At 52.3% G+C, this 11,993-nt stretch carries 13 protein-coding genes and 1 pseudogene; 3 read left to right on the top strand and 11 right to left on the bottom strand.

The window, feature by feature from the left end; translation table 11 throughout:
- Nucleotides 1–24: 24 nt before the first annotated feature.
- The 5 genes from A8990_RS26635 to A8990_RS26620 form a co-directional block, all read right to left on the bottom strand.
- Nucleotides 25–387: an MmcQ/YjbR family DNA-binding protein gene (locus A8990_RS26635; protein WP_116192068.1), complete on the bottom strand. Its 363-nt coding sequence runs from the start codon at nt 385–387 to the stop codon at nt 25–27.
- A 3-nt stretch (nt 388–390) separates the two neighbouring features.
- Nucleotides 391–870, bottom strand: coding sequence for an MEKHLA domain-containing protein (locus tag A8990_RS26630; RefSeq protein ID WP_116192067.1), 480 nt, complete (start codon nt 868–870; stop codon nt 391–393).
- Nucleotides 871–935: 65 nt separating this feature from the next.
- Nucleotides 936–1,142, bottom strand: coding sequence for a hypothetical protein (locus tag A8990_RS26625; RefSeq protein ID WP_116192066.1), 207 nt, complete (start codon nt 1,140–1,142; stop codon nt 936–938).
- A gap of 106 nt (nt 1,143–1,248) precedes the next feature.
- Nucleotides 1,249–1,422: a hypothetical protein gene (locus A8990_RS31720; RefSeq protein WP_181909793.1), complete on the bottom strand. Its 174-nt coding sequence runs from the start codon at nt 1,420–1,422 to the stop codon at nt 1,249–1,251.
- Between the two features lie 111 nt (nt 1,423–1,533).
- The gene (locus tag A8990_RS26620) at nt 1,534–3,168 is read right to left on the bottom strand and encodes a glycosyl hydrolase (RefSeq protein WP_245996239.1); all 1,635 of its coding nucleotides are present in this window, start codon (nt 3,166–3,168) and stop codon (nt 1,534–1,536) included.
- Between the two features lie 271 nt (nt 3,169–3,439).
- Here A8990_RS26620 and A8990_RS26615 point away from each other — a divergent pair, with 271 nt between their 5' ends.
- Complete coding sequence (locus A8990_RS26615) at nt 3,440–4,360, top strand: M15 family metallopeptidase (protein ID WP_245996238.1); 921 nt, start codon at nt 3,440–3,442, stop codon at nt 4,358–4,360.
- Between the two features lie 300 nt (nt 4,361–4,660).
- Here A8990_RS26615 and A8990_RS26610 read toward each other — a convergent pair whose 3' ends face one another.
- From A8990_RS26610 to hisJ, 6 genes are all read right to left on the bottom strand, one after another.
- Nucleotides 4,661–5,578, bottom strand: a complete 918-nt coding sequence (locus tag A8990_RS26610) for a nucleoside hydrolase (protein WP_116192064.1) — start codon at nt 5,576–5,578, stop codon at nt 4,661–4,663.
- A 294-nt stretch (nt 5,579–5,872) separates the two neighbouring features.
- Entirely contained in the window at nt 5,873–6,211 is a 339-nt protein-coding gene (locus A8990_RS26605; protein WP_116192063.1) for a DUF1904 family protein, read from the bottom strand.
- 13 nt (nt 6,212–6,224) lie between these two features.
- Nucleotides 6,225–6,782: an SLOG family protein gene (locus tag A8990_RS26600; RefSeq protein WP_116192062.1), complete on the bottom strand. Its 558-nt coding sequence runs from the start codon at nt 6,780–6,782 to the stop codon at nt 6,225–6,227.
- A gap of 147 nt (nt 6,783–6,929) precedes the next feature.
- Nucleotides 6,930–7,901 carry a metallophosphoesterase family protein gene (locus A8990_RS26595; RefSeq protein ID WP_245996237.1) on the bottom strand — a complete coding sequence of 324 codons (972 nt, stop codon included), beginning with the start codon at nt 7,899–7,901 and terminating at the stop codon, nt 6,930–6,932.
- 30 nt (nt 7,902–7,931) lie between these two features.
- The gene (locus A8990_RS26590; protein ID WP_116192061.1) at nt 7,932–8,672 is read right to left on the bottom strand and encodes an MgtC/SapB family protein; all 741 of its coding nucleotides are present in this window, start codon (nt 8,670–8,672) and stop codon (nt 7,932–7,934) included.
- Nucleotides 8,673–8,715: 43 nt separating this feature from the next.
- Nucleotides 8,716–9,543 (bottom strand): histidinol-phosphatase HisJ, encoded by an 828-nt coding sequence (gene hisJ, locus A8990_RS26585; protein WP_245996236.1) that lies wholly within the window; start codon nt 9,541–9,543, stop codon nt 8,716–8,718.
- A gap of 248 nt (nt 9,544–9,791) precedes the next feature.
- Here hisJ and A8990_RS26580 point away from each other — a divergent pair, with 248 nt between their 5' ends.
- Together A8990_RS26580 and A8990_RS26575 are read left to right on the top strand one after the other, a co-directional pair.
- The gene (locus A8990_RS26580; RefSeq protein ID WP_116192060.1) at nt 9,792–11,609 is read left to right on the top strand and encodes an APC family permease; all 1,818 of its coding nucleotides are present in this window, start codon (nt 9,792–9,794) and stop codon (nt 11,607–11,609) included.
- 198 nt (nt 11,610–11,807) lie between these two features.
- Nucleotides 11,808–11,993 (top strand): annotated as a pseudogene (locus A8990_RS26575) (IS4 family transposase); the annotation flags it as partial.

The raw sequence follows: 11,993 nt of genomic DNA, 5'->3' as shown, positions 1-11,993 counted from the left end.
TTTTTTCTTTTATAAATACAAATCTCAAGCCTGAGCAGCAGAAGCAGCTTCTGCAATTCGCGCACGCTCCGCCTTCGTCATTCCCTTCAACACGAGCTCATAGGAATGGTCGATCATATCAAGCAGCTCGGCGACAGGGACAGACCCGTCCAGCGCGATCGAGTTCCAATGCTTCTTGTTCAGGTGGTACCCCGGCGTTATCGCCTCATATTGCTGGCGCAAATTTTCCGCGATGATCGGATCGCATTTCAGCGAAATGCTCGATCCGTCGCCTGGAATAAGCGCAAACATTTTGCCCCCAGTCTTCATGACGATCGGGTCTGGACCAAACGGGTATTCCTTCACTGCGCCTGGCATGGACAAGCAATGTCCGAGTAATGCTTCCATCTGCTAGCTTTCCCCTTCCTGCACGAAAGTATAGTTTTTGAAAGTCGCGGCTTGCCCGTAATAATTGCCGTCCTCATCGTGCAAGTTCCATACAACCGCCTGCTCGATGCGAAACCGACGTCCGCTGCTTGAGATACGAATGCCGTTATAATCATCTATGTAGCCCTGCTTCTCAACCGCTTCGAGGAACCGCTGCCGCTCGGCTTGAATCATCGGCTCCGCCGTATGACGAGACTCGATCTGTGTAAAAGCATCCCAATCCATCTCCCACAGCCCAAGCGCCGCACGATTGCCGAAGTTCAGCACAGGGTCAGCCTGCGTCCCATGAGAAAGCACAACGATCGGCGCTTCGAACAGCAGCTCTGCCTCTGAAGTCCCGCCAGCTCCCTCACTGTCCACGAGCGGCTTGCCCAGCAATCTATTGTAGCTGTCGAGAATTATTTTCGCATGGCGCTCCGATGCACCATTTCCCAGCCTCTCCAAGTCTCACGCACTCCTTTACTATCAAAAAAACTGAAGGCATGATCACCTTCAGTTTCTTGTTTGTGCTATACGCCCATCTTCTTGCGCTGGTTGTTCACTTTTTTATGATTTTGGCTTTTCATTGTTTGTTGGTTACCGCCTGGGCCATGCTTCTGTTTACCAGCACCATTCGCCTGCTCCTGCTTCTTCTGAGCCAGCTTCTGCTTCACTGCTTCTGCAAGGGAAACCTTCTTCGGCTCCTGCACTTCCGGCGACGTCTCTTTCTCTGACATAAGATCACCTCGTTACGTGTGTACTAATTTGTATTGTAGCGCTTTTTCCGCTTTCTTTCCAGTAGCTTGAGGAGGCAAATTTCAGCTATAATCTTCCGCATGAATGCTACTCCCGCAGCGCTTCCTTCAGCTTCGTGGACATGTTGTCCGCACCGCCTGCACGCAGCATGCCGCGCGCCTTCGCCAGCTCCTGCGTCAAGCGCAGCTTATCCTTACGCAGCGCCTCAATTTCCTCGTTCGCCAGCCGGAGCTGCTCCTGTAATGCTGTTATATTCTCCACCCGAATTAATCCTCCCATGCCTTCCGGTCGACTGGATCTATTGTAGCGCGAATCGCTTGCAAAATAAAACGCCGGAGCACCGACTGGCACTCCGACGTTAAAGAAACGAACTTATTTGACGCTGACAGCGACCTTCTGCGTCGTAATGAGCGCGGTCCCGCTGTAAGCTTTCAGCACAACGTCAATCTTCTTGCCCTTGTACGGCGCGAAGTCGATGTTCGCTGTCCATGGCGCTGTTGTAACCGCAGCAATAAGCTTGCCGCCGATCTCATACGTCACCTTGCTAAGCGTCGGCGACCAGGTCTTCATATAAGCGGAAATCTTCTGCGTAGTCGCGGTAACAGCCGAAGCCGTGTTCACCGGCTTGTAAGCAACCGGAGATTCATCGCCGATGCTGCTCAAGTAGAACGGATTCGCCACCGACTTCTTGTAGACATCCAATAGCTTCTCATTCGCGGAGAGCATATAATATTTCATCCGTGTCGAAAGCTCCGTTTGGTCATGGTTGCTGTCGAACCAGAATACGGCTTTCACCTTCGGATAGAGCATCGGCAGCGTCGAGTAGAACTCATTGATTTTGTACACAGCCCAGCTCGTCTTGTCCTGCTGCTTCTCCGGATACATGTATGCAACGCCGCCCTCGGAGATGAAGACAGGCTTGCGATCCGCGTATTTCTTATAAATAAAATCGAACTTCTCCAGGTGGCTGGAGCGATCCTCGCCTTGTTTGAGCGGATCCAGCTCCGGGTTAAAGATCGAATACAAGCTGACGCCAACCCAATCGACCGCTTCATCGCCCGGGTAGTAGCTCTCAATGCTGTACTCTGGCTGACGGTCTGGCGACCATACCATCGCGACACTTGTCGGCGCTTCTTGGTGGAACACTTTGGCAACCAGCTTGAATTTCTCGATATAGTTCTTCGGCGTCTCTTCGTGCCAAGGCACCCAGTCACCGTTCATTTCGTTCGCGAAACGAAGGAACACTTTCACGCCCGAAGCTTCAATATCTCGTGCCAGCTGGTGCAAATATTCGTCATCCTGCACTTCGCCGAGCCCTTTCATCGGCTGAAGACCAAGCTCAATCGCCGTACCGGCAGTGCGCGCACGGTCCAGATGAGTTTTGAGCGTAGACAACGGCTGACCGTATTTAAAATAAAGCAAGTACGCAGCGTGCTTCTTCCCTGTCATTACAGGGAACTGCTCTGTATAGAATGGCTTACTGTTGGCCGGATTATGAACCGCCGGATCAAGCTCCGCGTATGCCCCGATGTAAGCGCCATTCTTCGGCTCAAACTTCGCGCCGTGCGTATAGGATGTGCCCACTTCCGAAGCAGTCGTCTCTACGAACAGCTTCGCGGAGCTGCGCATCATATCGGCTTTGCGCTTCGCGGCAAGGCTAATTTGCGTCTGATTCACTTTGGCGGCGTATTCTGCTTCCTTATCCCACGCTGCCACCGCATCATCATACTGCTTCAGCTTCGAGTAGTCGCTGCCGATATTGCGGTACACGGTTGCGACATTGCTGTATTCCTTCGCTTTCTCAAACTCCGGGATCACCAGCTTATACTTGGCAATCGCTTCGGCATATTTTCCTTTCTTCTCGAGCGCAAGCGCATCGTTGTAATTCGCCCATTTGGTCGCTGCGTTCGCTTCATACGTGTGAAAAGTTGTGAAAGCGACAATAATGGCAAACATTGCGAGTATAAGTTTTCTTGCGAAAGTCGGTATTCTTCTGTTGGTCTCCACTCTCTCGTTCCTCCATGATGATAGCTATTTATGTACAGCAGAGATTTTACACCATTTTACAGCAGCAAGGAAAGACATATTTTAGCAAAATTTCACTCTAAACCCATCTCGGAATCCGGAATCGACAGCAGCTTGCAACAATTTGTGACAGATATTCGTTAGGTAAGAAACAGGACAACAGATTGACGCACTTTGGCACCTGTCACCAGTTGTAAAAGGGTGTCCAGCGTCTATAATTGTTGTAGAAGCGCAATTCGTAGGAGGCAAGGCTTTGAAAAAAACAATTGCAATCAGTACGGTCGTACTTGGCGTAGCCGCCGCAGCCGTTATTTTATCCTCTCAAACCTCAGTTTTTGACGATTTGCTCGGCCAATCGGATCATAAAGCGCAAGTTTCCGAGAACAGCAGCAATCCGGCTGCTCCCGAGAAATCGGACAGCACCAATACGGCAAATTCCACTGCGGGCAAGGGCAACGATACAGCCGCGCAGACAGATACCAAAGAAGTAACTGCCGCATCCGCAACGATGTCGAGCAGTCAGGCTGCTTTCCAGAACTATTTGCACGAGAATTCGCCTGCGTTGACGGTGATGAAGAACGCCGAAGGCAAAGACATCGTAACGAACGAGAATAGCAATCTGGTTCTTGTCAACAAGAAGCGCGAGCTCGATTCGACGTATATTCCGAAGGATCTCGTTGTTGCGAAGGTTACGTTCTCCTTCTCCGGTACGAGCCCAAAGCAGCAGCTGCGCGCGATCGCTGCGGAAGCGCTGGAGAAATTGTTCGCTGGCGCGAAGAAGGACGGCATTGAACTTGCGGCCGTATCCGGGTATCGGTCGTATGTGTCGCAGAAATCGATCTTCGACAACTACGCCCGCGAGAACGGCGAGGAAGAAGCGAACACGTTCAGCGCTCACCCTGGCCAGAGCGAGCATCAGACCGGACTTGCGATGGATGTCTCCAGCGCAAGCGTGCATTACGATCTCGACGAGAGCTTCGGCGAGTCCAAGGAAGGCAAGTGGCTGGCGGAGCATGCTGCGGATTATGGCTTCATCATCCGCTACCAGAAGGGCAAAGAGAACCTGACCGGCTACACGTATGAGCCGTGGCATATCCGTTATGTCGGCGTAGCCGTGGCGCAGCAGATCAAGAAGGACAATGAGACGCTGGAGCAGTTTCTGGCGAAGTATTAATATTGGAACTGTAATAGGCGAAAGAACGAAAAAGCTAACCCTCCAACTGTCATGGCAGCGGGATTCGAAAAAAGCTAACCCCCCTCTGCTCCGGCAGCGGGACGGTTAGCTTTTTCTAATGAGATGAATTCTATTGGATCGTACTAAAACCGGGCGCCAACCATGGCGCGAACTACGAATAAATGGAGATATCCATTTATTTGAGGCGATTTCGCTGTGTCTACGGCGAATAAATGGAAATATCCAGCTATTCAAAATTAACATTGAGATTACGCAAGCGATTTTAACTAGAGCAGCTAATTAGTTGCCCAGCTTGCTGAACAAGTCTTTGAACACGCTGTCGCGGTGGATGTATTCAACGCAGCGGATGAAGTGGCGGTTGCGGTCGACGCTCCAGCGGAAGTCGGACGACAACACCGGGCTGTGCACGAGCGTGCTCGGCGTCCACTCTTCGTTGTTCAGGAATGCAATCGTCGAGATATCCCAGATGACGCGGGAGTAGCCGAAGTGATCCGGGCTGCAGTTCTTGAACGTCTCGTACAAGTACTCGCCGATCGGTCCTTTCTCGCGTACGTAATCGTTGATCTCGGAGAGCGTTGTCGCTAAGTGCGAAGCGACACCGCCGCAAGGAATGAGGACGAGCGGCACGCCGCTGTCCAACACGGTGCGGGATGCGTGCAAGTCCTGCGCGAGGTTGAACTCGGTTGTATCCCGCCAGTGCAGCGCATGGCCGCCCAGCCAAACGACGACGATTTTCTCGATGATGCTCGGCTCCATGAGGATTGCGGATGCGACATTCGTAATCGCACCAATCGCGACAACGTACAGCGGATCATCGTCCGGCGCGGCCAATGCTCGCTGCACGAGATCTCTTGCCGCTTCGCTCTCGACAGGCGCACCCGCTTCAGGCAGGTAGCTCTCCGAGCCGCGGTAAATCGGAACGTCCGCCATCTCCGGCAGAAGCGACGAGATGCGCTTCAGCTCGTTGTAGCTTTTCTCCATGCCGTCCTTCGGTCCCGTCGACAGGTCGTTAAAGAACGGTGCAGCATAAAATGCTTCAACCGTCATATTTTCCGGCGATTTCATCGCATAGATAACCGCGAATTGGTCGTCAATTTCGTTGTACGTATCCGTATCGAGTACCATACGAATTTTGCGCTGCGGATGGGCTAAGCGCTGCAGCAGCTTCTGCTGAGACAAAACAGGAAATGTGCTCATATACCGTTCCAATCCTCCCCGAAAATGAATGCTGCGAACTTGAACAACCCTATTGTACAACGAACGTTTCGGCGTGTAATTGCACGTTTCGGCTATATGTTTGCATGAATTGGAGAGGGATGAACAATTGAAAAAGGGAACGTTGTTTTTGCAACCACTTCCGCCTCGCTCTAGCTGGAACCAAAAAAATCCGGCTATTCACTTCTCTGAGAGTCCCATTTTAGCACTCTCAACTCTAAAACTGCCCATTTTCGAGCGTGAGAGACCGTATATGGATCTCAGCAAACGCAGCCTCTACTCCGCAGTCCCACAAGGCCGTCCATTAATATAGTAAGCCGTCTCCTTGTACACCTTGAACGCGACTTCCACTTCAGCAACACCCGCTTGTTGCAGATGGCGCGTCAGCGCTGCGGCGAGCTTGTCCTGCACGTCCTGCCCGCGGTCGAACCAAGCGACCTCCACGAATGGATACGTCTGCACGACCTCGCCGCCGAATACCGATACGACTGGCAGATCGTCCAGCGTAAAATTATCCGTTCCGCACTCGCAAATTTGCGCCAGCTCCTCAATAAGCTCACGGCTTACTTGCACAAGCGTTTCACTGTTAACTCCCCGAACTGTCAATTGCGGCATGCAGCATCCTCCATTATTCGTAATCCTGGTACTGCTCTTCTTCAGCGATATTCTGCAAATCATGGCCGGATATCGTCATGATGTGGTAGTCCGGCGTCACCTCGGCATGCGCACGCGCGAGCTCCAGCAAGTATCGCGGCGAGCCGTCTTGTTCCTCGTCATAGATGAGCAGCAGCCCATCGGAGTTGTCCAGCAGAAACCGGTCCCTCGCCTTGAACTGCCACGGCCCCGCATACTTTTGCTTGGAGACGGCGTTCACGTAGTCCGCTCCGGAGAGGATCTCGCTGTATGTCGTCTTCTTCTGCTCATTCCAATTCTCTTCCTGATCGAGAAAAGGCGTAATAATCGCGAGCCGCAGGCTTTCGTAGCTCTTCTTCAGCTCGATCGTCACTTCAGCTGCCCACAGCTCGACGCCCCAGCCGCCGCTGACGATGACCCATTCGAGCCCGTCCTCGACCAGTGCGGAAATCTGCTTCATGAGCGCTTTCTTTATAATCGCGACACCAGGGTGCTTCGCTGAGAAGATGCCCAGCTCGGTCGCCCGATAGCCCGTTACCAATAATGTTTTCATCACACTTCGAACTCCCAATAGACGGATATGTTAAGGGTAGCATACGCCAAGCGAAAATTCACTTCATTACTGTTTAACTAAAAAAGAGCACCGTGCTCCCTGCCCCATTCAGCAGAGAATACGATGCCCTCCTGTATGCTCCACAAGCTACAATTGGATCCCTTTCGGGTAATGCTCCTCCTGCTCATGCACAACGCTGCCGTCGTCCAGCCGAAGCTCGGTCACAAAGTCCCGCTCGCCTTGACGCAGCCGAATGACACGCGCACCGCGCGGGAAGCCCTCGCGCCCATACGTCTGGTAACCGGTCGCCCTGCCGTAACAGAGCCGAATGCCGAACAGCTCGCCCCAATAATCATTCACATGATCATGCCCGCAGAAGGTGCCAACGATATCGCCCATTTCCATCATCGCCGTAAATAGACCGGAGTTGATCCGCGGACTCGCAACGCCTTCGTGCCTGCTGCCGAAGCACAGCTCTTTCTGCCACACTTCATCGTACTCCGGAAGCGGAATATGGAAGAACGAGAGCGCTGGCAGCGGCTCCCCGCCGTTTTCCTCGCGAAGCCGCGCAGACTGCGACACATACCAATCAATTTGGTCGCGGTGAATCCATTCGTAGCCTTCAAGCTGCGGTAGCGTGGAATAGCTGCCGCTGTCTAGCATATAGAGCGCATTCAGAGGCTTATCGCTGCCATGCGCTTTTAATAACAGCACATAATTGCCGACACCATGAATCTCCTCAGGTCCAGCGCTGCTTAAACAATGTTTATGCTCCAGCTGCACCTGCATCAGTTCATCCCGCGTCACAAGATGCTCCGTGTCATGGTTGCCGTATACAGCCGCCCATGGAATGCCGCGCACCTCTGCAGAGCGAACCGCATCACGAAACGACTGCTTCGGATCGACGCAGTCTTCGCTGTAGATGACATCGCCGGTAAAAACAACAAGATCCGGAGACGTCTGCTCCAGCACGCGCTCCATCAGCAGCTTCGTCAGCATATCGTCTGGCTCCCCGTTCTGCCAGTGCAAATCCGTAAACTGTACGATCGTGAACGTGCCATCCTCGCGATAATGCAGTGACTTTGGCAATGATTTTGCCGCTTCCGCTTCGATTCCCAATTCTCTCATCCCCCATGACCGTCTATACCGCTAGAGCGATTCCCCGCCGGACTCGACGCCGACGACGCCTTCGATGGAAGCAAGCGAAACGATGACTTCCTCGAACCGCTTCTTATAGCCCAGCTTCAACTGCAGCCTTACAATGAGCATCTCTGCGATATCGCTTGCGGCCGCTTCCTCATTCTCTACCACGATTTTGCTGATCTGAATGCCAAGACGGTGCAGCTGCGTAACGACCTTGCTCAAGCTTGCTGATTCCTTCGTCATCTTCATGACAACATCCCGCTTGCGCTTCGCCTGCGAGAACTTCTTCTCAAATTTGTTGAGCACGAATAAACTGACGACGACGAGAATCGTAAGCACGGCTGATCCATAGTAGAATCCCGCGCCGACCGTCAGCCCGATCGCCGCCACAACCCACAACGATGCCGCAGTCGTCAGGCCCGACACCGTAATCCCCGTTCGCAGAATCGTTCCCGCTCCTAGAAAGCCGATCCCGCTAACGACTTGCGCCGCAAGGCGCGAAGGATCCAGCCGAACATTCGGATCGGCAGCGAACTCCGAGAAGCCATACATGGACAGCAGCACAATGGCCGCTGAACCTACACAAACGAGAATATGTGTCCGAAATCCCGCCGAATGGCCGCCGAGCTCGCGTTCTAGACCAATAAGCCCGCCGAGCACGAGCGCAAGCACGAGCCGAAGCGTCAATTCCAGATTGCTGATATGCCATATACTCGGATCAAACACTTGCGCCGCGGTTTGTGCCATGTCACTTCAATCCCTCTGTTATAAGATTGGCGTCACTCTCACTTCACTTGGACTGGCTATTCGCTTCAAAATAGTCATAGCCGAAGCCGACATGATCAGGACGATGCGAATCCGATCCGTAGACGAGCTGGATTCCTCGTGCCGTACATGCCGCCATGAACCACTCCGGCACATACGGCTTGCCGCATGTCGCCACGCGCAGCCCGGCCGTGTTCACATCAATGCCAACACCGCCTTGCTGAAGCTTCGGCAGAATCGCCGTCAGTCTGTTCTTGATCTGCGCCTCATCGATAGGCGGCAGCTTCATCCAGAACTTCTCGATCAAATTAATATGTCCGATCCGCTTGCGCATCGGCAGCTTCGAAGCAAATTCGATTGCCAGCTCCACGTGGTTATAATATTCGTCGACGACCTTCTCCATCGAACCGTAATACGAGAGCAAATTGTCCGCAAAATCATCCGCAGTGAAGTCGATGCAACGCATGCCGCCCTTGCCTTGCAAATAGTGAACGGAGTAGACGACATCCTCGAGCTCCTTCTGATAGCGGTCAACAATCGCCTCTGTGAAAGAGAGATTGCCATGCAAATAATCGAGCTCCAGGCCAATCCCGATATCGATACGGCCCTCGTATTTCTGCTTGATAGATTTTGCATAGTCCATGTACAGAGGCAGCTCTTCGCTAGGCATCGCTAGCTCTCCCATCAGCTTCTCATCGGGGACCCAGCTCGCCGGCAGCGGAGGGTGCTCCGTAATGGAATAGCGCTGAAAGCCGAGCTCGATGGCGCGATCGACATACAGCTCCTCTTCGGCATCATTCCCGTGATAGCAAAATTTCGTATGCGTGTGTCCATCCCATTTCATCGGCAGCATCTTCTTCGTCTCCTTTTTTCTCTGTAAACCAATATCTGCAGGGTTCAAACTTTATCCCAAGTATACCACCGTGCTGTGCACAGCGGCCCTTACCTGCATAAATTTTCAGCTTCACGAAACTGTATCTTTCAAGCAACCATATTTTTGATATAATGAAATCTGTTCGTTTCGGATATTCTAAAATTATCCTTGAGATGAATGTTAACTTTTACCTTATATGGTGAAGAAAAGAGGATGAGATCTACTCCATGATTAGCCGATTTAAACGGTTTTTAATCGGGCGTCCGATGAAAAGCGCAGAATTGGAAGGAGAAAGGCTAAGCAAGCTGAAGGCGCTTGCCGTATTGTCGTCAGACGCATTGTCGTCGGTTGCGTACGGTACCGAGCAAATCCTGCTCGTCTTGATAGCAGCAGGCTTCGCTGCCGTTTGGTACTCCATTCCGATCTCGATCGCGGTTCTCGGGCTGCTGCTCGTACTTATCATATCGTACCGCCAAACGATTTACGCCTACCCGAAGGGCGGCGGCGCCTACATTGTCGCCAAAGATAACTTAGGCGTATCGACCGGTCTGCTCGCGGGCGGCTCTCTGCTCGTCGACTACATTCTGACCGTTGCCGTTAGCTCCTCGGCGGGTACTGACGCGATCACATCGGCGTTCCCATCGTTGCATGATCACAGGGTGCTTATTGCACTAACGATGATTGTGTTCCTGACGATCATGAACTTACGAGGAATCGGGGAATCGGCTTCCGTACTGGCTTATCCCGTCTATCTATTCGTATTCGCCGTCTTCGTTCTTATTGTTGCAGGCGTCATCAAAGTTATGATTCATGGCGTACACTCGGACATTCCGGAGATCGGAACCGCCGTGTCCAATATAAGCTTGTTCATGCTGCTCAAAGCATTCAGCTCCGGCTGTTCAGCCCTTACCGGCGTCGAGGCCGTGTCGAATGCAATCCCGAACTTCAAGAAGCCGGAAGAACGCAACGCGGCAGTGACGCTCATCATGATGGGCGCCATTCTCGGCGCGATGTTTATCGGCATCAGCTTGCTTGCCTACTGGTACGGCATTCAGCCGAACGAGAAGGAAACCGTCGTCTCCCAAATCGCGAATGCGACCTTCGGACGCGGCGTCATCTATTACGCGATTCAAGCGATTACCGCTCTAATCTTGTTCCTGGCGGCGAACACGGCGTACTCCGCATTCCCGCTGCTAGCCTTCATGCTGGCCAAAGATAAATACATGCCGAATGCGTTCAAAGTGCGCGGCGACCGCCTCGGCTTCTCGAACGGCATTATTTTTCTCGGCATCTTCTCGGCTCTGCTCGTCGTTCTGTTCCATGGCGACACCGAGAACCTGATCCCGCTCTACGCGGTCGGCGTATTCATTCCGTTCACGCTGTCCCAGCTAGGCATGATGGTCCGCTGGATTCGTCTGAAGCCAGCCAAATGGATACTCGGCCTGTGCGTCAACACGATCGGGATGCTGACAACGCTCATCATCACGCTGATCTTTATTTTCACGAAATTCAGCCAGATCTGGATGGTCTTCATCTTCTTGCCTCTCGTTATTATGGGCTTCTTCAAAATCAACCGTCACTATCAAAACACAGCCGACGAGCTGCGGGTGAACATTGAGAAACAGAAGCCTGAGATCAAAGGCAGCACCATCGTCGTGCCGGTTGCCGGCATTACGAAGGTCGTTCTCCAGTCGATCAGCTATGCGAAATCGCTGACCGACAACGTCGTGGCCGTCTATGTCGGCTTTGACGAGGAAGAGATCGAACGCCTTGAGCGCAAATGGGAAGAATGGGATCCGGGCGTTCGCCTGATCGTCCTGCGCTCCAGCTATCGCAGCATTATCCGTCCGCTGGTTCGCTTCATCGAAACGGTGGAATGGAAGACGCAAGAGACCGATCATATTACCGTCTTGATTCCGCAGTTTATCGCGAAGCATTGGTGGCATAACATCTTGCATAACCAAACGAGCTTGCTGCTAAGAGCGTATCTGTTCACGCAGAAGGACGTTGTCATCGCGACGGTGCCATACCGTTTGCATAAGTAGTTTGAGTTGAAGTTTAAGTTAAAGCCGCCCTATGTGGGCAATGTCATTAAGTTAAGGTGTTGAACCAAATATCTATGCAAAGGAGCAGGTTATCGAAAGATAGCCTGCTCCTTTTTTGCGTGAAAAAGAGTAAAAGAACTTGACAAGCAGTTGAAAATGTGTGGCGAAGCCCCTTGAAAAAACGAGGAGGTTTCGCCCATGAATACGTACGCGAATTCACTAAAACAAAAGCTGACATCCCTTATTCAAGAAATGTCAGCCGCACCAGCACTGTATGTCAAAAACCCCGAAAAAGACTTTACGCGAAAGAAAAAGTTACCCTTTGAAACGGTTATGCAGCTCCTGATCTCAATGGGCGGAAACAGCCTATACAAGGAGCTCTTG

Source organism: Paenibacillus taihuensis, from assembly GCF_003386535.1.
Lineage (GTDB): Bacteria > Bacillota > Bacilli > Paenibacillales > Paenibacillaceae > Paenibacillus_Z > Paenibacillus_Z taihuensis.
This window is presented reverse-complemented; position numbering and strand designations above follow the sequence as displayed.